Source organism: Acinetobacter sp. Ac_3412 (assembly GCF_013072675.1).
Lineage (GTDB): Bacteria > Pseudomonadota > Gammaproteobacteria > Pseudomonadales > Moraxellaceae > Acinetobacter > Acinetobacter higginsii.
Genome location: NZ_LXUJ01000014.1, coordinates 90,022 through 112,915 on the forward strand (window position 1 = coordinate 90,022; position 22,894 = coordinate 112,915).

Below are 22,894 nucleotides of genomic sequence, written 5' to 3' on the forward strand. Positions count from 1 at the left end.
GAAATTGACAATGTAATTTGTAATCAAAAGTTTAATCATATCCTAAAACTTCAGAACTACTCATTCGTTGCGATGTCGGTAAACGATAGACCTGAGTTTCCAGTTCACCGTTCGCTTTAAGGCAGATATAGCGGTAACCAGGATGCTCTTCATCGAGTGCAAATTTATCGCTTCTTGGTTTGAATTGGATACAAGTTGAAGGGGTAGATAAAAATTCAACACCTTGCCATGTATTGATCGAATCTTGATGCACATGACCACAGACAATGGCTTTGACATTGGAGAATGGTTGGATTGTTTCCAACAGGTCTGAGGAGTTTTTGAGCTTATGTTGGTCAATCCATGCCGATTGCATCGCAAAAGGATGATGATGACAAGCAATCAGCACATGACGATCATGGTGTTTTGCAAGTAATTGGGTAAGTTGCTGCAATTGTGCGTCAGCAATTTTTCCATCAATACGTTTTGGTTGTGCGCTATTTAATAAAATAATGCACCATTGACCCAGCTCAATCACCGTTGGCTGAGTTGGATCTGTTTCATGAAATGGAAAATGCGCCACATCGTCATGGTTGCCCGGCGTATGGAAAAAGGGGATTCCCACGCTTTGCATATGTTGTACATAGCGTTTATATGTCAATGGTGTTGGCGATTGTGCCAAATCACCGGTGTGCACAATGAGGTCAATATGAGGATGTTGCTGGCGCATCAAGTCGATTACAGCATGAAAACTTTGTTCGGGCTGCATCCCGACAAATTCTAAATGTGGATACTCTAATAAATGTGTATCAGTAATCTGTATCATCACAAAATCTTGTTGCGATAATGATGAGACTTGGAAAGTCACCGTCGTTAGCCCCTTCAGATTTTTATCTTTGTTGTAGTTGTATATGTTGAGACAGCCACTGCAATGCCATGATTACAGGTGCGTTTCTCAACCGCCCGTTATTTAATAATGCTTCTAATGCGGAATAATCAAATAGATGAAGTTGAATATTTTCCCCTTCATCTGGCATCCCAAAAATGCCCCCGTCCTTTGGCAAATCAACTTCTGCTACATATAAATGAAAAAATTCAGAACATGCGCCAGCAGAAGGGTAGAAGCTAAATAAATGTTTTAATGTGGTGATCTCACAGCCAGATTCCTCTAGGCTTTCACGGCGGATACAGCTTTCAGGCGATTCATCTCCATCAAGTACCCCCGCGATGACTTCGAGTTGCCATGGCGACACTGGATCACTCAATGCACCGACACGAAATTGTTCAATCAGTGCAAAGCGGTGTTGTTGGTCATTATATAGTAAAACGCCAGCGGCTTCTGGACGATGAACCAATTCACGTTGAATTAAAGGTGAAAAATCTTCTCGGTGAAATAACCGATGTTTTAAACTCACTTTCTCAACTTGAATGAATCCTCGAAACAAAGGCTCTCGAGATTCTATCGTAACGTCGGTTGCTGAATAGCTGGCGTGGTCAAGAATAGTCATCTTCAATCAGGATGAGATTGTACATATCTCATCCTAACCGAGAATGATTCGCAGGAAAATCTTTTTTTAGTTGATTTACACCTTGTGGTACAATTTTTGACCATGTTCCTGATAAGCGGTTTTCATCGCATTGAGACCTGCTTCAACTTCTGTTTCGGCATCATTTGACTGCTTGGCATTGTGTTGATTTTGCGCGTAATCTCGCACATTCTGGGTGATTTTCATCGAACAGAATTTTGGTCCACACATCGAACAGAAGTGTGCAGATTTATGCGCTTCTTTGGGAAGCGTTTCATCATGCATGCTGCGTGCTGTGTCTGGATCTAAGCTTAAATTGAATTGGTCATCCCAACGGAATTCAAAGCGTGCTTTAGATAAGGCATTATCGCGGACTTGTGCGCCTGGATGGCCTTTGGCCAAGTCAGCCGCATGTGCTGCAATTTTGTAGGTGATAATACCGTCTTTGACATCTTTCTTGTTCGGTAAACCTAAGTGTTCTTTTGGTGTGACATAGCACAGCATCGCCGTACCGTACCAACCAATCATCGCAGCACCAATCGCCGAGGTAATATGGTCATAACCCGGTGCGATATCCGTGGTGAGTGGGCCAAGGGTGTAGAAAGGCGCTTCTTTACAGACTTCGAGTTGAAGATCCATATTTTCTTTAATCATATGCATTGGCACATGACCAGGCCCTTCGATCATGACTTGTACATCATGTTCCCAAGCACGATGGGTCAATTCACCCAGTGTTTTTAGTTCACTAAACTGTGCTTCATCATTGGCATCCTGAATACAGCCTGGACGTAGACCATCACCTAAACTGAAGGACACATCATAGGCCTTCATGATTTCGCAGATTTCATCAAAATGCGTGTACAAGAAGTTTTCTTCATGATGGGCCAAGCACCATTGTGCCATAATCGAACCGCCACGAGACACTATGCCCGTGAGACGATTTGCAGTCATGGGTACATAACGCAGTAATACGCCTGCGTGAATGGTGAAGTAGTCAACGCCTTGTTCGGCTTGTTCAATCAAGGTGTCTTTAAAGATTTCCCAGGTTAGGTCTTCAGCTACACCATCGACTTTTTCGAGTGCTTGATAGATCGGTACAGTTCCGATTGGAACAGGTGAGTTGCGGATAATCCATTCACGAGTTTCATGAATATTTTTACCTGTCGATAAATCCATGATAGTGTCGGCACCCCAACGGGTTGCCCACGTCATCTTCGCAACTTCTTCATCAATAGATGAACCAAGTGCAGAGTTCCCAATATTGGCATTAATCTTCACCAAAAAGTTACGACCAATGATCATCGGTTCGCATTCTGGGTGATTAATATTGGCTGGAATAATGGCACGACCTGCGGCAATTTCCTGACGTACAAATTCTGGGGTGATCTCTCTTAAATTTTGTGCACCAAAATTTTGCCCTGGATGCTGACGCATATCCACATTTTCACGTTGGCGCTGGTTTTCACGAATGGCAATATATTCCATTTCAGGGGTAATAACACCTTGCTTGGCATAATGCATTTGCGTGACATTTTTGCCTAGTTGTGCGCGACGTGGGTTTTGAATGTGGGCAAAACGAATTTCAGCTGTACGAATATCTTTTAAACGTGCTTGACCAAACTCAGAGCTAAGACCAGAAAGTACATCGGTATCTTGGCGTTCTTCAATCCATGTTTGACGCACTAAAGGCAAGCCTTTGTTTAGGTCGATTTGTACATTTGGATCGGTATATGCGCCTGAAGTGTCATAGACCATGACGGGTGGATTGTGTTCACCACCTAAGCCGGTCGGCGTTTCGGTTAAGCTAATTTCGCGGAAGGGAACTTGGATATCAGGGCGAGAACCTTCAACATAGACTTTTCGAGATGCAGGTAATATTCGGGTTAAATCTTTTGCAGCTTGCTCATGTTGAGCAGAAATATCAGCAGGGGAAAGATTCGTTAATTGGTTCATGGCATGATCCTTATGTATGGCATTAACGAATCAAGCACGACCAAAAACCATGGCGGATTCACCTCGTGAATGAGATAAATGCAGGCGAAGTTTTTGTTGGGCTTGATTCCTACGCAGGTGTTAACCTGATCAGGTTCAACGGTACTTATCTTTAAATTGCGTAATTAAGATAATCTCAGCAGTTTGTTAACTGCGCTCCGTCAAGCTAAATTGGGGTCTGTTATCATTTTATATATGATTGCGACAGTGGATCTTTTTTAGGCGGTACAAGGCATGACTTGTGAAACTTAGTTATTCTAAATGAACAAGGCATAACACAGTAACGTCAAAAAAGCGCCCTGTCCCGCAGGGTTGTGGCGAAAATTCCCTCATACATCGTTATGAAACTTGGTAAGGGAGTGGCCATTACCTGCATTTCATGCCTCGTCTGATGAAATTTTTGCCTACAACGCAATCTAGCTATAAAGTGCTAACAGACCCTTAGACTAACAGATTTTTTTATTTTTGTTGTATCAATTCACACCAATCAACTGGGGCCGAATCCGTGCTATTGTCATAAAAGTTTCATCATTTCTATGTTTTAATCACCAATCATTTTTTCCATGTGTCTAGTGGAGGCATACTGTGAGCCCAAGCAATCCTGTGTTAAGTCATCATATTTCTTCACAATTTAATGAAGACTTGCAAGATGTTCACACCAAGTTTATGACCATGGGTGGATTAGTGGAGCAACAAGTTGCTAACTCAATTCATGCTTTATTAGACACAGATGCGAACTTAGCCATTGATGTGCAGTTTAAAGACAATGCAGTGAACCAATTCGAACGTGATATTGATGAAGGCTTAACCTTAATTCTCGCACGTCGTCACCCTGCAGCAATTGATTTGCGTATGGTGATTGCAATGAGTAAAGCCAATACCGATTTAGAGCGTATTGGTGATGAAGCTGCAAAAATTGCACGCATTGCGCAAAACCTGTGTGAAGAAGGTGAGTCTCCTCGTGGTTATATGGAAACACGTCATATTGGAAACCAAGTACGTGTCATGATTCATGATGCATTGGATGCTTTTGCACGTTTAGATGTAGAACAAGCTTTGAAAGTGGTGATGGCGGATGTGGATATTGATCGTGAATATCAGTCGGCAACACGTACTTTAATGACCTATATGATTGAAGATCCGCGTCATATTTCACGTGTGATTAACGTGATGTGGGTATTGCGTTCATTAGAGCGCATCGGTGATCACGCACGTAATATTTCAGAACAAGTCATTTATATGGCGAAAGGTACCGATGTACGTCATACCAGTATTGAAGAAATTGAACAGAAAGTGCATCAAAAATAATGGTAAAAGTAAAATAATCACTGACCGCTCTAACTAGAGCGGTTTTTTAATTTTGAGAGAGGCGTAATAAAAAAAATCCCAGACTTCGGGGGAAAGTCTGGGAGAGAAATATCATGCGTTACGTGAGATATCAACGTATCTCTTTGTCCTTCTGAATACAACTATAAACACGCTACCCGAAAGAGTCATGTAGACAACTGTGTATACTCTGTAAGGCTTTATTACTTATGTAAATATCATGTAAAAAGAGAGCTAAAAACAGCTCTCTTTTTACAGCAGGATGGGACGAAACGACTTATTTTTGTTCAGTCCAACCTTCCGCTTTTTCTACGCTTTCATCGTTATTAAAGAACTTCTCACGTTGTTCTTCGAGGAACTTCTTCGCATCGGGTTCAAATACATTCAAACGTTTTTCATTAATCAGCGTGGTTTGATGTTTTAACCATTCTTGCCATGCCTGTTTTGAAACTGTTTCAAAGAACTCTTGGCCTTTGGCACCTGGAAATGGTGCAAAGTCTAAGCCTTCAAGCTCTTGTTTATATTTGCGGCAAAATACTTGTCTAGTCATTATGGCATCCAGTGAAAGTCCCTCTTTGTAAAAGAGGGATATAGGGAGATTAATATAACTGTTCTAGGCGAGTGTGCGCACGGGCAATCGCAGCTTCAACTTGTTTTGGAGAGGTTCCACCAATATGATCACGTGCATTCACAGAAGCTTCTAGCGTCAATGCTTTGTCAAATACATCTGCTGTGATCAAATCAGAGAACTGTTGCAGTTGTTCCAGTGTCAATTCAGATAAATCTTTTTCTTCTGCAACGCCTAAAGCTACGGCTTTACCAACAATTTCATGAGCATCACGGAAAGCAACACCTTTTTTGACGAGGTAGTCTGCAAGATCGGTTGCCGTTGAGAAACCACGTAAAGCGGCTTCACGCATAATTTCGATATTTGGCAATAAGGCTGGAACCATATCGGCAAATGCCATCAATGAACCACGCACGGTATCAATTGCATCAAACAATGGTTCTTTATCTTCTTGGTTGTCTTTGTTATAGGCCAATGGCTGGCCTTTCATTAAGGTTAATAGACTAATTAAGTCACCAAAAACACGACCTGACTTACCACGAACCAGCTCAGGCACATCTGGGTTTTTCTTCTGTGGCATGATGGATGAGCCTGTGCAGAAGCGATCAGGAATATTCACGAACTTGAATTGTGCCGAAGTCCATAAAATAAGTTCTTCAGACATACGTGATAAATGCATCATGATCAAAGATGCGGCTGCATTAAATTCAATGGCAAAGTCACGATCAGAAACTGCATCTAATGAGTTTTCCGAAACTGCTTCAAAGCCAAGAAGTTCTGCGGTATAAGCACGATCAATCGGATAGGTTGTTCCAGCCAAAGCGGCTGAACCAAGTGGCATGCGATTGACACGTTTACGGCAGTCTTGTAGACGCTCAGTATCACGGACTAACATCTCAAACCATGCTAACAGGTGATGACCAAAGGTCACGGGTTGAGCCGTTTGTAGGTGAGTGAAACCTGGCATAATGGTGTTGGTGTTTTGACTAGCCAAACCCAGTAAGCCTTTTTGTAAGCGCAGTAATAAACCTAAGATGTCGTCAATTTCATCACGCAAATATAAGCGGATGTCAGTTGCAACTTGGTCATTACGGCTACGGCCAGTATGTAATTTTTTTCCTGTAATGCCGATACGTTGAGTCAAACGAGACTCAATGTTCATGTGTACATCTTCTAAATCAATGCGCCATTCAAAGTTACCAGCTTCAATTTCAGCTTTAATGGTGCTTAAACCTTGAATAATGTCATCGCGTTCAGCTTCAGTGAGGACACCTACTTTGGCAAGCATGGTGGCATGCGCAATTGAACCTGCAATATCTTGTTTATAAAAACGTTGGTCAAATTGCACAGATGCGGTAAATTCTGCAACAAAAGCATCTGTTGCTTCAGAGAAGCGACCGCCCCACATTCCAGAGGTTTGATTCGGGCTGGCTGAAGAAGAGGATTGAGAAGATGTGGTCATGGCGGCTCAGCAAAATAAAAAAGAGTATAGCAAATCCAAACGCAGTTGCCGAAACTCGACGTAAGAAGTTATCGCAAACTCGTCAGGGGAATCCATCAGGCTCCTATTTTTTTACGAAAATTGGGCAATGGCAATACTTATTAGAATTAATTGTTGCAAGTAATGTCTTGGCAATGGTGTTGGCTTTGGCTGAAGCACGCTCATGGCAAGCCTTAGAGGGCTTCCGTGTACTGCAATATATGGTTTTTATTAATTGGGTGATTTTGTCTTTCGCAACACTAGTTGATTATTTTAAGGATTTTTTTGCTAAGTTTAGTCAGAAAGTCGCCTTGATAATGGGCTTTGTACTGTTGCAACTGATTGTACTGTTGACCACCTGTGCGATCAATATTATTCAATATTGGGCTGCACGTTCAGGTTCATTTTCAGAGGAGATCTTATTTCATGGGAGCAGTTTACATTTAAGCTATGGGGTTTTGTTAGGCGCATTCTGTTTGCGTTACTTGTATATGCGTGAGCAATGGATGAATCAGCAATATAGTGAATTGAATGCGCGAATTCAGGCGATGCAGGCACGGATACACCCTCATTTCTTATTTAATAGTATGAATAGTGTGGTGAGCTTAATTGCGATTGACCCTGAAAAAGCTGAAAATATGTTGATTAATTTGTCGCGTTTATTTCGAGCGAGTTTTCAAGAACTGAAGTTGGTGAGCTTGGCTGAGGAAATTGACTTATGTCAGCAATATTTAAGTATAGAAAAGATGCGTTTAGGTGCCCGTTTGAATGTAGAATGGAACATACAGGCGACACCCATTGAATTAAAACGAGTGACGATTCCGTTATTAACGTTGCAACCTTTGCTTGAGAATAGTATTTTTCATGGGGTGGAGAAAGTTTTGCAACCTTCGACCGTTAGCGTATTGGTTGAAATATTGCAAAATCAAGTCAGTATAGTCATTACTAACCCTTATTCTCACGATACAATAAAATCGAGAAAGGGAAATGGTATTGCGATAGACAATGTGAAGCAGCGCCTGAAAGCTTATTATGGGCAAACGGTTAAGTTTCAGATTTATGGGGGAACGTCGTTATATACGACGGTGGTGAGCTACCACTATCGAGTAAAATAATAAGTCAAGTTAACCATAAAAAATATGGATGAAGTTAACGGTGACAAGGAGGAGAGGATGAGAGTTCTGATTGCTGATGATGAGCCTCTCGCAGTAGAGCGTTTGTCACGTTTAGTGACCCAGATGGGGCACGAAGTCATTGCGACGGCGCATCATGGTCAGGATGTGTTAAATCATATTGAAAACGACTCACCTGATGTCGTTTTATTAGATATTCAAATGCCAGGAATGAATGGTTTGGAATGTGCTGAACAACTCAATCAGCTCAATCCTAGACCTGCGATTATTTTTTGTACGGCATATGATCAACATGCATTGGAAGCATTCAAATTTCAAGCACAAGGATATTTACTTAAACCTGTTGCACAACAAGATTTACAACAGGTGTTTAATCATTTAACTCACCTTACACAAGCACAAATGACTGGTTTAAAACAACAAGACGATATGTACGATACCAAAACACAACGCCATCAAATTGCTGCGAAAACCTATCGCGGGGTAGAACTGATTCCATTGGAAAATGTTTATTATTTTTTAGCAGATCAGAAATATGTCACTGTTCGCCATAAAAATGGCAGTGTGCTGATTGATGAAACACTGAAAGACTTGGAATTAGAATTTGCAGACCGTTTTATCCGTATTCATCGTAATGCCTTAGTTTCGCTCGACTATCTCGAAGGGCTGGAGTTGGTGGCCGCTGGGCAATATCAGGTGCGTTTGCGTGAGTTGGAGGAACGATTGTCTGTCAGCCGTCGCCACTTGCCAAGTTTAAGAGAGTGTATGCATCAATTATAAAACCCCGCTTTTCAGCTGAATGATTGATCACTTTATGAATTTTTACTTGCAATTTCAGGTGATCAAGTTAAGTTTGGAACAATTGCTTTGATCAATACTTAACTTGAATTTATGAAAACCTTAAAAATTGCGACTCGACAAAGCCCTCTTGCACTTTGGCAGGCTGAACATATTCGTTCTCGTTTAAATGCGCTTTATCCGGATTTAACGGTTGAATTGGTTAAGTTTGTCACCCAAGGCGACAAGATTTTAGATACGCCGTTAGCTAAAATTGGTGGTAAAGGTTTATTCGTAAAAGAGCTGGAAGCAGCATTGCTGGATGGTCGTGCGGATTTAGCTGTACATTCAATGAAAGATGTACCGATGCATTTACCAGAAGGTTTAAGCTTGGCCGTGATCTGTGAACGTGAAGATCCTTTAGATGCGTTTGTCTCAAACCAATACTCACATTTTGATGAGTTACCACAAGGTGCGAAGGTAGGTACATCGAGCCTACGCCGTAAGTGTCAAATTTTACAGCTCCGCTCTGATTTAGAGATTATTGATTTACGTGGAAATGTGGGGACACGTTTAGCTAAGCTGGATGATGGTTTGTATGATGCAATCATCTTGGCCAGTGCTGGTTTAAAACGTTTAGGTCTCGCGGATCGAATTCGTCATTGCTTAACCCCTGTTGTAAGTTTGCCTGCGGTGGGTCAAGGTGCACTTGGTTTAGAGTGTCGCACGGATGATGTGGAATTATTAAAATTGATCCAACCGTTACAGCATGAAGAAACCTCGATTTGTGTGCGTGCAGAACGTGCCTTTAATGCCTATCTTGAAGGCGGTTGCCAAGTGCCGATTGCAGGTTATGCAATCTTGGCCAATGATCAATTACACATTGAAGGGCGTGTTGGTAGTGTGGACGGCAAGACTTTGTTGAAAGAGCAATTGGTTGGTGCAACAGTCGATGCTGAGCAACTGGGGGAACAGCTCGCTCAGCGATTGCTAGCGCAAGGTGCGGGTGAATTGCTCAAAGCGTTGTATTAATGCTGTTTATTAATACACGTCCTGATGACCGTGCTTCTGTTTTAACTCAAGCATTGAGCGAGGTGGGCTATCAGGTTGAAGCATTACCTTTGCTTGAATTGGTTGCAGAGCCTTTTTCTGAAGCTTTGCAACAACTTTACTTCGCCTTGGCTGAGACTCAAGTGATTGTGGTGGTTAGTCCGACTGCTGTTGAGATTGGGGTGCGCTATTTGCAGCAAGCGGGATTACACCTTGATCAGCTTAAACATATCCAATGGGTCGCAGTGGGGCAAGCTACAGCAAAGGCTTTAGCCCAATTTAAAATAGCAAGTGTTGTTCCTGAGGTGGAAACTTCAGAGGGAATGCTGGAGCTTCCCATCCTAAAACAGCAGATGCATTTAAAGAAAATTGCATTCTGGCGTGGTTTGGGAGGGCGGCAGTTTATGATGCAGCAATTGCAGCAACAAGGTGTTGAGATTCTGAATTTTGTGCTCTATCGCCGCCAATGCCCAGCACAAAGTTTTACCAAATTTCCTGAAATTGTAAAAAAAATAAGTTTAAATCAGTCTGTTGCAGTGTTGATCAGTAGTGAAGCGAGTTGGAACTATTGGCAACAGCTATGTGGTCAGCATCCATGTGAAGCAGCGTGGGTTTATTTGGTTTTAGGCTCACGTTTGGCCCAGATTCTGAGACAGGTTCGGGATCAGACGGCTCAAGGATTTAACATTATTCAGCTTGAAAATTTATCTGCATCAGAGATCATTCAACGCATGAGTGATTGGCAAGGACATGTATGAGAAAAATTGGTTATCTAATATTAGGATTGAGTTTATTGTGGTTAGCTAAACTCAGTTACGATGTTGCGCAATATTCTCAAACTGTACCGCAGTTACAACAGCAATTAGATCAAACCGAGCAGCGTTATGCTTTATTGAATGATCAATTTGTTGCAGTACAACGCCAGTTGCAAAATACCAGCTCGGTAGAGCCTACAGATAGTGTCTCCATCCCGACTACGGTGACAGGGATTGCACCAGTTATTTTGATTAAGCAGCAAATGCAATTGGTTCAATTTGCATTGGATCAACAACAGTTTATCTATGCGTTGGATCAACTCAATCAAGTGCAACAGCATGTTGTGCAATATGCAGTATCTCCTGCGTTACAACATAGCTTGGTTAAGTCGATTGAGCAGGATAAACAAGCCATTCAACAATATGTATTGAGTCAGACACAGCAACAACAGCAATTGGATAATTTGTTGCAGCAACTAGATCAAAAGATTCAACATGAAATCCGAAATCCGAAAGTGTCTATGACCAAAAATGAAACGGCATCGTGGTGGCAGTGGTTTAAATTAGAAAAAGTGCAGCGCAACTCACCTGACTTGATGAATCGTAATATTAGCTTGAAAGAAGCACAATTACGTTTGTTACTCGCTTCTCAAGCCTTAAAACAAGGGCAACGAACAGAATATCGAAAATCTATTCTGGAAGTGATGCAATTACTTGCTGAATTGCCAGATCAAAATAGCCAACAAATGAAATTACGCTTAGAGAAAATTTCAAATCTACCTGTAGTACCAACACCGAAATTAACCACACTGGGTTTGTTGGGATAAGGCATTATGAAACGTTTACTGTTGATTTATGTGCTTGCAAGTTTGGTGCTATTCGCACTGTTTTCTGTATTGAGTTATGGCTATGGAAATGGCTATGTCTATATCTATTGGCGAGATTGGCAATTTCAAACGGGTGTTTTAGGGCTCATTGGACTATTTATTCTGATCAGTTTATTGGCACAATTAACTTGGCTATTCGGTAAACGTTATCTTGCCCGCGAGCAGCGAAAAAAAGAAACGATCCTTCATTTTAAAGATTTGCATCCTTATGAGCAGCTTGGCATTGTCTGGCTGTTGGAAGCGGCAAAAGATCAGCAAGTGTTTATTGAGCGGGTTTATACTCAGTCAGGATTGCTTAATCATATTATTGATGCGCAATTTGATTATAAGAATGGTGATTATGAAACTGCCTTGCAGAGTTTGGAAAAATCTGCACCGATGGCATTTGAGCTAGCTGAATTACAACGCATAGATATTTATCTTGAGCGGCAGGAAACACAGAAAGCGCTGACCCATTTAGAGTTTCTTGCTCAACATCAGCTTTCTCCGTGGTTGAATGAGATTGAAACAGCTTATCAGCAACGTATTACTGCATTATGGGGGAAGCTTGCCTTACAAGAGCCGTGGTTATTCTTGCAAACAACCCAATACGGTTTGTTAGATGCAGAACATCGTGACTTATGGTTACAGCAGTTACTTATACGATTTGATCAGGCTTCTGTGGATGATCTTGCTGCCTTACAGCAACGTTATCTGGTTTTACAGGATGAAATTCAAACTCGTCCGTACAGTAGTAAAGTCCTCTGGTTGAAATTATTGGCACGTATGCCAGAAATGAGTTTGCAGCATGAAGATCTGGCTTTGCATTTATTGCAAGATCAGTTTGATCCAGAAGTATTTTATCTGTGGTTCCAGCAACAATTATTGAAGCAGATTCCAGATTATGCCTATGTCGAGCAGCGCATTATGCAGCTTGAACAGCGTTATACCAGTGTGCCGATGCTTAGCTTTGCAAAATGGCATATTTATGTGGCAACACAACGACAGGCAGAAGCAGAGCAATTATTAACTTTATATCCAGATAATATTTTAATGAGCTATTTAAGGATTAAATCAACTTTGGGTGATAATCCTGATTTAATCAGGCAGTTAAATTTAATATTTGAAAATGATGTGAATTTTCTTAATTTTAAGATATGAGTGAAAATATGAAGGAACTGTCTGTCTATCCGGTTGTGCTTAAGCAAACGGTTGCTTGGGGAGATATGGATGCTTTTGGTCATGTAAATAATGTGCAGTATTATCGTTATATCGAGAGTGCACGCATTGCTTATTTAATGGCGTTGAATATCTTTGATCAGGATATATTGACAGTCGTTGCATCAAGCCAATGTAAATATTTAAGCCCGGTATTCTACCCTGATGTGCTACATATTGGTGCGAGGATTGAAGAGTTAAGAAATAGCGCTTTTCGTATGCATTATGTGTTATGGAGTGAAACACAGAATCAAGTGGTCGCGACTGGTGAGGCGGTTATGGTCTGTGTGGATAAGCTAACTTCAAAAAAATTAAATATCCCAGATACGATTAGGCAAAAGATAATTCAACTCGAGCAAAGCGTGGATCACTCTTTAATATCTCATTAATTATTATAAAGACGATTATGTCTATTTTTGTTTGATTATATAGTAAATTCATATAATAAGGTTCAAATACGCTGCTTCTGAAAAATTGGTGTATTTGAACCTTGATAAGCCCAATAAAATTAGAATTTTTTAGATAAAATTAAGAGTAAATTAATATAAATCGTATTGCTACTAGTCTGCTATTCACTTTTATAAAATATGTTTTTATATAACACGGCTGCTTTTTTGGGGTTTATTGTAAATAAAATGCGATTTAGTGCTTGATATATGATTAAGTGGGGTAATCTTATATTGATTATTTAATCATTTATAAATTAATATTGAATCGAATTTGAAATTCATTTTATTTTTTGAGTGATATATTTCCCCTATTAAGTCGGAGTGGTTCTAATGAAACCAGATATTAGCGAGTTATCTGTAGAAGATTTAAAACGTTTACAAGCTGAAGCTGAAGCTTTAATTGCGAGTAAAAAAGATCAAGCAATTGAAGATGCATATAATCAAATTATTGCAATTGCAGATGCGATTGGCTTCAGTGTTGAAGAATTATTGGAAGTGGGCGAGCAAAAGCGTAAGAAAACAACGCGTAAAGCAGTAGAGCCACGCTACCGTAATAAAAGCAATGCTGAAGAAACTTGGACTGGTCGTGGTAAACAGCCACGCTGGTTAGTTGCTGAGTTAGAGAAAGGCGCAAAACTTGAAGATTTCTTAATCTAAACAAGTTTAAAAGTCATCGTTCTGTCATACGATGACTTTATCCTTTATTAAAAGCCAGGCTTAAAAAGCTTGGTTTTTTTATATGAGAGAATTGGCGATGTTGAAAAAGTATGCATAATGTCATTCAGGGGGCGATTGTCTCAAAAAGGATGATATTTGCATGTTGGTAAGGGTGGAATGAAGAAAAAAACCAAGCAATGGAGATGGTGGCTTTTCGCCATTTTTGCATTTTTAATTTTTATTATTTTACAAATTCCAGCAACATGGTTAATTGCGAAATTTTCAAAAGATAATCAATTATTACACAATGTTAGTGGCAATATCTGGCAGGGGCAAGCAGATTGGCAGCGCGGTCAATTGCGTGGATCGGTGCATTGGAAAACCCGTCCCCTCGATTTGCTGTTACTACGCGTTGGCGCAGATCTCGATATTCATAGTGGTAATACCCAGTTCAATGGAATTTTTGCCTATGGTTTAGGTCAAAAAATGATGATCAAAGACCTGCAGGGTAAAATTTCACCTGAAACATTAAAATATTTTGCCAACTGGCAGTGGCCTGAAAATTCAATTCAACTGAAAGACGTACAATTGAATTATCAAAAGGAAAAAGGCTTTAGTGCGACAGAAGGTCAATTGAATTGGGGTGGTGGCGCGTTGAGCTATACTTTTGGTCAGCGTCAGGACCGTATGAATATGCCATCTTTAGTGGCTGATCTGAAAGATGAAAATGGGCAGTTAAAAATTGATGTCCGAGATCAACGTCAGCAGAAAATGGCAAATTTAAGCCTAGATACAAATTTGATGTTGGATGTGCAGCTAACACAAAGGATGCTGTTGAATATTCCATCTTACCAAGGTAAGGCTGGGCTAGATACTTATGTGATCAGTTCGCGTCAGCCACTGCTGCAAGGTGGTTTCTAATGAAAGCAATCACTCAAAAAATGCAACAACTGCGTTGGCAAAAGCTGGACAAGCTCAGTGGTCTGATTTTAGCACTACTCATCTTGTGGTTATGTTGGAAACTGGCTTCTTTATTTTGGTGGGTAGTTGCGCCGCCACAACCGATGCAATTTGATCGGGTTGATCTAGGCTCACAACAAGCTCAAGTCCCTAATATTAGCTCCTTTGCGCTATTTAATGAGCCAGCAGCGACCTCGGCAGATGATAATGTTAATTTGGAATTGCAAGGTGTATTGTTAGGTCAACCCAATTACTTGTCTTCTGCTGTGATTAAATTAAATGATACTGCTGAACGTTATCGTGTTGGTGAAACGGTGGGATCAACGTCATATCAACTGGCAGAAGTGTATTGGGATCATGTGATCTTGAAACAAGGCAATGGTGCTACCCGAGAAGTTAAATTTAAGGGATTGGATAAAGGTTTATATCAACCCATTGCACCCGTACTTAATAGTGCCAATAATGTTCAGCCTCAAACTGTTGCACCGACACAGAACACACCACAATCCGCTTTAGGTCAGGCAATTCAACAAATGCAGGACAATCGCGATCAATATCTGAAAAATATGGGAGTGAGCGGGGGTGGCACAGATGGTTATGAAATATCGGATAAGACGCCATCGAATTTAAAAAATACCTTGGGTTTGCGTTCTGGTGATCGTATTCTATCGATCAATGGTCAAAGCGTCGGGCAGGGACTCAACGAAGTACAATTATTAGAGCAAGTACGTCGTGAAGGGCATGCCAAAATAGAAATAAAACGTGGTGATCAAGTGATGACCATACAACAAAGTTTTTAGTGATCACACGTCACACATCAGTTAGGAATAAGTGCAGGTTATGGCTTTTTTAAATCATCAACGTCCACTTTGGGCATTACTTGCCGCAGCACCTTTGGTCGCGACAATCAGTACCAATGTGCAAGCACAAACATGGAAGATTAATCTACGTGATGCAGACTTAACCGCATTTATTAATGAAGTTGCAGATATTACAGGGAAGAACTTTGCTGTTGATCCTCGTGTGCGCGGTAATGTGACGGTTATTTCCAATAAGCCTCTCAATAAAGATGAAGTATATGACCTATTTTTAGGTGTACTCAACGTTAATGGTGTGGTGGCGCTCCCTTCAGGCAATACGGTTAAACTTGTCCCTGACAGTAATGCAAAGAACTCTGGGATTCCTTACGATGCACGTAGTCGTGCGGGTGGGGATCAAATTGTAACGCGAGTGATTTGGCTGCAAAATACCAATCCAAATGACTTGATTCCGGCCCTACGTCCGTTAATGCCGCAATTTGCGCATTTGGCAGCGGTTGCGGGGACCAATGCCTTAATTGTTTCTGATCGTGCAACCAATATTTATCAGCTTGAAAATATCGTGCGTAATTTAGATGGCACGGGTCAAAATGACATTGAAGCGATTAGCTTACAGTCGAGCCAAGCTGAAGAAATTATTGGCCTATTGGAAACAATGAGTGCAACAGGTGCTTCAAAAGATTTTATTGGTTCGCGGGTACGTATCATTGCTGATAATCGAACCAACCGTATTTTGATCAAGGGCGATCCAGACTCACGTAAGCGTTTACGTCAAATGGTTGAAATGCTGGATGTGCCATCGGCAGATCGTTTGGGTGGGCTTAAAGTCTTCCGCTTGAAATATGCCAGTGCCAAGAACTTGGCTGAGATTTTACAGGGTCTGGTAACAGGGCAATCTGCGTCATCATCATCGTCCTCGTCAAATAGTAATAACCGATCTAACTCGATTAATAACCTGATCTCGAACAATCAAAACTCAAGCTCGACAACAGGTTCGTCGTCTTCCTCTTTTTCGACGCCTTCAATTAATCTAAATGGCAATTCAAACAGTAGTCAAAACTCCAGTATCACCAGCTTTAATGGTGCGGGTATCAGTATTATTGCTGACCCAACGCAAAATGCATTGGTGGTCAAAGCTGAACCACAATTAATGCGCGAAGTCGAAGCGGCTATTCAACAGCTGGATATTCGCCGTCAACAAGTACTCATTGAAGCTGCAATTATTGAAGTCTCAGGCGATGATGCGGATCAACTGGGGATTCAGTGGGCCTTGGGTGATTTAAGCAGTGGTGTTGGTCTGATTAGCTTTAGTAATGTGGGCGCGAGTCTGGCATCCATTGCTGCAGGTTATGCCACTGGTGGGGCGAGTGGCGCAGCTGCAGCGATTGCAGGAGATGCCAATAAAGGCAATGGTGCCACACTTGGGATTGGTAATTTTGAAAACTCACGTAAAGCCTATGGTGCGCTGATCCAGGCCTTGAAAACCAATACCAAATCTAATTTCTTGTCTACACCATCGATTGTGACGATGGATAACGAAGAAGCTTATATTGTTGTGGGTCAAAACGTTCCGTTTGTGACGGGTTCGGTATCGACAGGTACTTCGGGTACAGTCAATCCTTATACGACGGTTGAGCGTAAGGATGTGGGTGTCACGCTAAAAGTGATTCCACATATTGGTGACAATGGTACGGTTCGCCTTGAGGTTGAACAGGAAGTTTCGGATGTCCAGAACAACAAAGGACAAGCAACAGACTTGGTTACCAATAAGCGCGCCATTAAAACCGCTGTACTTGCGGAACATGGACAAACAGTGGTATTGGGAGGCTTGATTGCAGATAATACGTCATTGTCGCGTCAAGGTATTCCTGGACTGAGTAGTATTCCTTATCTTGGGCGTTTATTCCGTGCCGATGCGCGGAGTAATATCAAGCGTAATCTATTGGTGTTTATCCATCCGACGATTGTTGGCGATGCCAATGATGTACGCCGTATTTCTCAACAGCGTTATAACCAGCTCTATAGTTTGCAACTTTCAATGGACAAAAATGGCAACTTTGCCAAACTGCCGGAAAATGTAGCAGATATTTATAACCCGCAAGCGCCAGTCGTGAATTCTTCGTATCAGAAAGTTCCCACTGCGACCCCCGCGAAAAAAACGGTTGTGGTGACCACACCTGTTGCGATTGAAGAACCTCCAGTGCAGCAGAAAACGGTACAACTTCCGGTCAAGGAAACAGAGCGAAGTAAAAACACGGTCACCACTACGACGATTCGACCAGCGTCTTCACAGTAGATGCACAGAAGCGCTTATGTCACAATGCTATGATTGCAAGAAATTCTATAAGGATATGCATCTATGACTTGGAAATTACAAGCCATTACAGGTGAATTTACGGGGCAAGAACTGAGTATCGAAGGTGACATGTTGGTGGGGCGACACCAAGATGCCGATATTTTGTTGCAATCAGCGGATATCTCGCGTCGTCATGCAGCTTTAGTGTTAAAAGATAAGCAGCTTTGGGTACAAGATCTCAATTCGTCAAATGGTACATTTATCAACGATGTGCGTATTGAGCAGGAAACCGAATTACATGATGGCGATATCGTGCAATTTGCCAGCTTTGTATTCTCTGTACTTGCGCCAGCGGGATCTGAAGCTGAATTACCAGAAATCGAGATTGAGCCTGTAGCATCAAATTCTACGGATCAGGGTATGCCAAGCATTGCTGAACGCGCAGTTGAGACACCGATCACGCGTGATGGCATGCCGCAGCAAGTGGCGATTCCAAAGCCAGCACCGATTCCTGAAGGAATCAATGTGCAGGCAGTACCAGAGCCACAAGCTGTTGCAATTGAAGAGCCTGTTTCGCGTGTCGCTGCAGAAAAAGAGCAACAGAAGAATGCTTCGGTTGGCCTCATTTCTATTATTGTATTGATCATTCTGGCGGTGATTGCCTGGCTGTTCTTTAAATAATCGGGCGAAGCTTTTACAATCAAGGCATGCCCACGTTGGTATGCCTTTTTCATTTCTTGGGTCGAAATATATGTCTGTTGCTCAGTTACAAAGCCGTAATTTAGTTTTATTTGATCTGGATGGGACACTGGTAGATTCCGCCGCTGATCTATATCGAGCGATGAATTTGAGTTTGGAAAAACTGGGCTTCGCGACAGTGACTGAAGCGCAAGTTCGTGTTTGGGTCGGAAAGGGTGCAGCTAAACTGTGTGAGGCTGTGTTGGAGCATTTGTTTGGACACGTTAGTGCGCAACAGCAAGAACAACTCCTCAGTACATTTGTTGACGTCTATGCTCAGGAACTCTGTGTAAATACTCAAGTCTATGAAGGGGTTCTGCCTTTTTTAGACTATTGTCAAAATCATGATATTGCCATGGCATGTGTCACCAATAAGCCTGAACATTTAGCGAAAGGCATTTTGGATATTCTGCAATTGAGTCCTTATTTTAAAATGGTTGTTGGTGGTGATAGTTTAGCTGAACGTAAACCACATCCCTTGCCATTGTTGCATTGCGTGCAAGCTCAGAATACGACAACGTCAGCGACATTGATGATTGGTGATTCAAGTAATGATGTTGAAGCGGCAAGACGTGCAGGTATTGATTGTATTGTGGTCAGCTATGGCTATAATCATGGAGAGAGTATCTATGACTGCCAGCCACAACAAGTGGTCGATCGTTTGGTGGAATTGGTTTAAGCAGATTGAATAAGGAGATAGGTGAAGATGGTTATGGTTTTTCGATGGCGGGCTTGAGATAGCACTAAAGAAACAACGCACAGAAATTAAAACCATAGAGAAGATTCATGACCACATTCGTACAATTTGAACAATTAAAAGCAGCCGGCTATAACACCATTCCTGTTTACCGCCAACGTTTAGCGGATACTGAAACGCCACTTTCTGTTTTTGCACGTTTTAAACAACAAAAACAAGCTTATCTATTTGAGTCTGTCGAAGGTGGGGAAAACTGGGCGCGATATTCGATGATCGGCCTAGGTGAGTCGACTGTTTTTTCATGCAATGCAGGTGTACTCACCATTCAACAGGCAGATGGTACGGTTAAACAGCAAGCTTGTGCTGATCCCTTTGACTATATACGTGAGTTTCAAAGCCAGTTTAAAGTTCCGACTCAAGTTGAATTACCTGATCTACCAAGCTTTACTGGAGGATTGGTGGGCTATTTAGGCTATGACGCTGTACGTTATATTGAACCAAAACTGAAAAACGTACCTGCTGCTGATCCTGTAACACTACCCGACCTTTGGTTGATGCTCTCCCAAACCGTGATTGTGTTTGATAATTTAAAAGATACCCTATTTTTAATTCATCATGCCGATGTGAATCAGCCTGATGCTTATGCTCAAGCTCAGCAAAAGCTGGATCAGCTTGAGCAGTTACTCGCAATACCCGTCAGCTTGCAGGCAAAACCACATACTGCACCGCATTTTGAATCGATCACAGGCAAAGCAAAATTCCTTGAGACGGTTGAAAAGGTCAAAGAATATATTCGTGCTGGAGATGTGATGCAGGTAGTGCCTGGACAACGTATGGTGTCTGATTTTGATGGTGAAGCCTTGCAGGTGTATCGTGCATTACGCCATTTAAATCCATCGCCGTATTTATTCTTGGTACAAGGACAAACCTTAACGGATCAAAAGCCGTTCCATATTGTGGGTTCGTCACCGGAAATTCTTTCTCGCTTAGAAAATGGCATCGCAACCGTACGCCCTTTGGCGGGCACACGCCCGCGAGGTAAAACCAAAGAAGAGGATCTTGCTTTGGAGCAAGATCTATTGGCGGATGAAAAAGAAATTGCAGAACATCTGATGTTGATTGACCTGGGTCGTAATGATGTGGGACGTGTTTCTAAAATTGGGAAAGTGCAAGTCACGGATCGTATGGTGATCGAACGTTATTCACATGTTATGCATATTGTCTCTAATGTACAGGGTGAAGTCCGTGATGATGTAGATGCTTTGGATGTGTTTAAAGCAACATTTCCAGCGGGGACACTTTCAGGTGCGCCAAAAATTCGTGCCATGGAAATCATTGACGAAGTTGAGCCTGTGAAACGTGGTGTATTTGGCGGCGCTGTTGGATATTTAGGCTGGCATGGTGAAATGGACATGTCGATTGCGATTCGTACTTGTGTCATTCGTGATAAAAAGGTCTATGTGCAAGCAGGAGCAGGGCTGGTTGCGGACTCAAATCCTGAATCTGAATGGAATGAAACCCAAATAAAAGCTCGCGCAGTGATCAAAGCGGTTGAATTATCGTCAAACGGATTGATTTTATGAGTTTTTAGCGATTTTTTTGAAAAAAGCACTTGCATCGATTCAGAGTTTTGCTAAACTGCACACCGTTCCGATACGAAACGTACGAAACACTAAGAAAGAGCCGGCATAGCTCAGTTGGTAGAGCAACTGACTTGTAATCAGTAGGTCCACAGTTCGAATCCGTGTGCCGGCACCATCTTAAAAGTGTGGTAGTATGAAGTGAAAGAACAGCACTGTGTAAGTGTGATATGGTGAGATTCCCGAGCGGCCAAAGGGGGCAGACTGTAACTCTGCTACGAAAGTTTCGAAGGTTCGAATCCTTCTCTCACCACCATCTAACTTCGATTGAAGTGGTCAGTACCAACATGCGGGAGTAACTCAGTTGGTAGAGTGGCAGCCTTCCAAGCTGCATGTCGCGAGTTCGATCCTCGTCTCCCGCTCCATCGAAGATGTCGCTCTTATAGCTCAGTGGTAGAGCACTCCCTTGGTAAGGGAGAGGTCTCGAGTTCAAATCTCGATAAGAGCTCCAGATATACAGTTTAGTGGTTATTCCACAAGTTTTTAAAGAAGCAGGCTATTATAGTCTGCTTTTCAAGTATTAGGTGTCTAGTTTTTTAGGCGAATGTCGATAAAGAAGGTTTTTCAGGGTTGTTTTTCTCTAAACTGGTGTCGACGTAAACGAGGAAAATCAAAATGGCTAAGGCTAAGTTTGAACGTAATAAACCACACGTAAACGTGGGTACAATTGGTCACGTTGACCATGGTAAAACAACTTTAACTGCTGCGATTGCAACTATTTGTGCAAAAACTTACGGCGGTGAAGCGAAAGATTACTCACAAATCGACTCAGCTCCTGAAGAAAAAGCACGTGGTATTACAATTAATACTTCACACGTAGAATACGATTCTCCAATCCGTCACTACGCTCACGTAGACTGCCCGGGCCACGCCGATTATGTTAAAAACATGATTACTGGTGCTGCTCAGATGGACGGCGCGATCCTTGTATGTGCTGCGACTGATGGTCCAATGCCACAAACTCGTGAACACATCCTTCTTTCACGTCAGGTTGGTGTACCTTACATCATCGTATTCTTGAACAAGTGTGACCTTGTTGATGATGAAGAATTACTTGAATTAGTAGAAATGGAAGTTCGTGAACTTCTTTCTACTTATGACTTCCCAGGTGATGACACTCCAATCATCCGTGGTTCAGCGCTTCAAGCATTAAATGGTAACGATGGTCCTTATGGCGAGAAAGCTGTAATCGACTTAGTTGCTGCACTTGACTCTTACATCCCAGAGCCAGAACGTGCTATCGATAAAGCATTCTTGATGCCAATCGAAGACGTATTCTCTATCTCAGGCCGTGGTACAGTTGTAACTGGTCGTGTAGAAGCTGGTATCGTAAAAGTTGGTGAAGAAGTTGAAATCGTAGGTATCAAAGATACGGTTAAAACTACAGTAACTGGCGTAGAAATGTTCCGTAAATTGCTTGACGAAGGTCGTGCAGGCGAGAACTGTGGTGTTCTTCTTCGTGGTACTAAGCGTGAAGACGTACAACGTGGTCAAGTACTTGCTAAGCCAGGTACAATCAAGCCGCACACTAAATTCGATGCAGAAGTATATGTACTTTCTAAAGAAGAAGGTGGTCGTCATACTCCATTCCTTAACGGTTACCGTCCACAGTTCTACTTCCGTACAACTGACGTAACTGGCGCGATCAAATTACAAGATGGCGTAGAAATGGTAATGCCTGGTGACAACGTTGAGATGTCAGTAGAGTTAATCCACCCGATCGCAATGGACCCAGGTCTACGTTTTGCGATTCGTGAAGGTGGTCGTACTGTAGGCGCTGGTGTTGTTGCTAAAGTAACTGCATAAGCCCAATACCATGTGTTACACTCAAATCGAAAGCTCCGGCTTTCGATTTGCACGTTAGGTCAGTAGTTCAATTGGTAGAGCGTCGGTCTCCAAAACCGAATGTTGGGGGTTCGAGTCCCTCCTGGCCTGCCACTTTTTTTAAATAAAAAAGCTTAATTCTGGC

General features: G+C 42.0%; 21 protein-coding genes, 5 tRNA genes and 1 riboswitch. Of the genes, 21 read left to right on the plus strand and 5 right to left on the minus strand.

Features of this window, described 5'->3' with window-relative positions; all coding sequences use genetic code 11:
• Positions 1-31: 31 nt before the first annotated feature.
• The 3 genes from cpdA to thiC form a co-directional block, all read right to left on the minus strand.
• Entirely contained in the window at positions 32-847 is an 816-nt protein-coding gene (cpdA, locus tag A7P54_RS17570; protein WP_005200572.1) for a 3',5'-cyclic-AMP phosphodiesterase, read from the minus strand.
• 22 nt (positions 848-869) lie between these two features.
• Positions 870-1,487, minus strand: coding sequence for an NUDIX domain-containing protein (locus A7P54_RS17575; protein WP_171550362.1), 618 nt, complete (start codon positions 1,485-1,487; stop codon positions 870-872).
• A gap of 75 nt (positions 1,488-1,562) precedes the next feature.
• A complete protein-coding gene (gene thiC, locus A7P54_RS17580; protein WP_171550363.1) occupies positions 1,563-3,458 on the minus strand; it encodes a phosphomethylpyrimidine synthase ThiC in 1,896 nt (631 codons plus the stop codon).
• Positions 3,459-3,547: 89 nt separating this feature from the next.
• Positions 3,548-3,668: riboswitch (TPP riboswitch) on the minus strand.
• Between the two features lie 414 nt (positions 3,669-4,082).
• Here thiC and phoU point away from each other — a divergent pair.
• On the plus strand, positions 4,083-4,805 hold the full coding sequence (gene phoU, locus A7P54_RS17585) for a phosphate signaling complex protein PhoU (RefSeq protein ID WP_004802187.1): 723 nt from the start codon (positions 4,083-4,085) through the stop codon (positions 4,803-4,805).
• Positions 4,806-5,100: 295 nt separating this feature from the next.
• Here phoU and A7P54_RS17590 read toward each other — a convergent pair whose 3' ends face one another.
• Together A7P54_RS17590 and argH are read right to left on the minus strand one after the other, a co-directional pair.
• On the minus strand, positions 5,101-5,373 hold the full coding sequence (locus A7P54_RS17590; protein WP_004773983.1) for an oxidative damage protection protein: 273 nt from the start codon (positions 5,371-5,373) through the stop codon (positions 5,101-5,103).
• Between the two features lie 49 nt (positions 5,374-5,422).
• Positions 5,423-6,853 (minus strand): argininosuccinate lyase, encoded by a 1,431-nt coding sequence (argH, locus tag A7P54_RS17595; RefSeq protein WP_171550364.1) that lies wholly within the window; start codon positions 6,851-6,853, stop codon positions 5,423-5,425.
• On the opposite strand from argH, the gene A7P54_RS17600 reads away from it, so the two are divergent.
• The 20 genes from A7P54_RS17600 to A7P54_RS17695 all read left to right on the plus strand — a co-directional run bounded on the left by A7P54_RS17600 (position 6,844) and on the right by A7P54_RS17695 (position 22,863).
• Positions 6,844-7,986: a histidine kinase gene (locus A7P54_RS17600; protein WP_005314837.1), complete on the plus strand. Its 1,143-nt coding sequence runs from the start codon at positions 6,844-6,846 to the stop codon at positions 7,984-7,986. The two genes, argH and A7P54_RS17600, sit on opposite strands and share 10 nt — an antisense overlap.
• Positions 7,987-8,043: 57 nt before the next feature.
• The gene (locus A7P54_RS17605; protein WP_004802194.1) at positions 8,044-8,784 is read left to right on the plus strand and encodes a LytTR family DNA-binding domain-containing protein; all 741 of its coding nucleotides are present in this window, start codon (positions 8,044-8,046) and stop codon (positions 8,782-8,784) included.
• Between the two features lie 111 nt (positions 8,785-8,895).
• Complete coding sequence (gene hemC, locus A7P54_RS17610) at positions 8,896-9,813, plus strand: hydroxymethylbilane synthase (protein WP_004802195.1); 918 nt, start codon at positions 8,896-8,898, stop codon at positions 9,811-9,813.
• Positions 9,813-10,589, plus strand: a complete 777-nt coding sequence (locus tag A7P54_RS17615) for a uroporphyrinogen-III synthase (protein ID WP_171550365.1) — start codon at positions 9,813-9,815, stop codon at positions 10,587-10,589. The genes hemC and A7P54_RS17615 overlap by 1 nt, the downstream gene beginning before the upstream one ends.
• On the plus strand, positions 10,586-11,413 hold the full coding sequence (locus A7P54_RS17620) for a hypothetical protein (RefSeq protein WP_171550366.1): 828 nt from the start codon (positions 10,586-10,588) through the stop codon (positions 11,411-11,413). Before A7P54_RS17615 ends, A7P54_RS17620 begins: the two co-directional genes overlap by 4 nt.
• A 6-nt stretch (positions 11,414-11,419) precedes the next feature.
• On the plus strand, positions 11,420-12,613 hold the full coding sequence (locus A7P54_RS17625) for a heme biosynthesis protein HemY (protein ID WP_171550367.1): 1,194 nt from the start codon (positions 11,420-11,422) through the stop codon (positions 12,611-12,613).
• An 8-nt stretch (positions 12,614-12,621) separates the two neighbouring features.
• On the plus strand, positions 12,622-13,059 hold the full coding sequence (locus A7P54_RS17630) for a thioesterase family protein (RefSeq protein ID WP_005314851.1): 438 nt from the start codon (positions 12,622-12,624) through the stop codon (positions 13,057-13,059).
• 390 nt (positions 13,060-13,449) lie between these two features.
• Positions 13,450-13,776: an H-NS histone family protein gene (locus tag A7P54_RS17635; RefSeq protein WP_004802206.1), complete on the plus strand. Its 327-nt coding sequence runs from the start codon at positions 13,450-13,452 to the stop codon at positions 13,774-13,776.
• A gap of 177 nt (positions 13,777-13,953) precedes the next feature.
• Complete coding sequence (gene gspN, locus A7P54_RS17640) at positions 13,954-14,697, plus strand: type II secretion system protein N (RefSeq protein ID WP_005200559.1); 744 nt, start codon at positions 13,954-13,956, stop codon at positions 14,695-14,697.
• Positions 14,697-15,536, plus strand: a complete 840-nt coding sequence (locus tag A7P54_RS17645; protein ID WP_171550368.1) for a type II secretion system protein N — start codon at positions 14,697-14,699, stop codon at positions 15,534-15,536. Before gspN ends, A7P54_RS17645 begins: the two co-directional genes overlap by 1 nt.
• Before the next feature lie 40 nt (positions 15,537-15,576).
• Positions 15,577-17,850 carry a type II secretion system secretin GspD gene (gspD, locus tag A7P54_RS17650; RefSeq protein WP_171550369.1) on the plus strand — a complete coding sequence of 758 codons (2,274 nt, stop codon included), beginning with the start codon at positions 15,577-15,579 and terminating at the stop codon, positions 17,848-17,850.
• 63 nt (positions 17,851-17,913) lie between these two features.
• Positions 17,914-18,531: an FHA domain-containing protein gene (locus A7P54_RS17655; RefSeq protein ID WP_171550370.1), complete on the plus strand. Its 618-nt coding sequence runs from the start codon at positions 17,914-17,916 to the stop codon at positions 18,529-18,531.
• A gap of 70 nt (positions 18,532-18,601) precedes the next feature.
• Positions 18,602-19,267 (plus strand): phosphoglycolate phosphatase, encoded by a 666-nt coding sequence (locus tag A7P54_RS17660; RefSeq protein WP_004802217.1) that lies wholly within the window; start codon positions 18,602-18,604, stop codon positions 19,265-19,267.
• Positions 19,268-19,374: 107 nt separating this feature from the next.
• The gene (trpE, locus tag A7P54_RS17665; protein WP_171550371.1) at positions 19,375-20,868 is read left to right on the plus strand and encodes an anthranilate synthase component I; all 1,494 of its coding nucleotides are present in this window, start codon (positions 19,375-19,377) and stop codon (positions 20,866-20,868) included.
• Between the two features lie 99 nt (positions 20,869-20,967).
• Positions 20,968-21,043, plus strand: a tRNA-Thr gene (locus A7P54_RS17670).
• A 54-nt stretch (positions 21,044-21,097) separates the two neighbouring features.
• Positions 21,098-21,181, plus strand: a tRNA-Tyr gene (locus A7P54_RS17675).
• A gap of 33 nt (positions 21,182-21,214) precedes the next feature.
• Positions 21,215-21,290 (plus strand) — tRNA-Gly (locus A7P54_RS17680).
• An 11-nt stretch (positions 21,291-21,301) separates the two neighbouring features.
• Positions 21,302-21,376, plus strand: a tRNA-Thr gene (locus tag A7P54_RS17685).
• A 164-nt stretch (positions 21,377-21,540) separates the two neighbouring features.
• Positions 21,541-22,731 (plus strand): elongation factor Tu, encoded by a 1,191-nt coding sequence (gene tuf, locus A7P54_RS17690; protein WP_004802222.1) that lies wholly within the window; start codon positions 21,541-21,543, stop codon positions 22,729-22,731.
• Between the two features lie 56 nt (positions 22,732-22,787).
• Positions 22,788-22,863: transfer RNA gene (locus A7P54_RS17695), tRNA-Trp, on the plus strand.
• Positions 22,864-22,894: the final 31 nt, after the last annotated feature.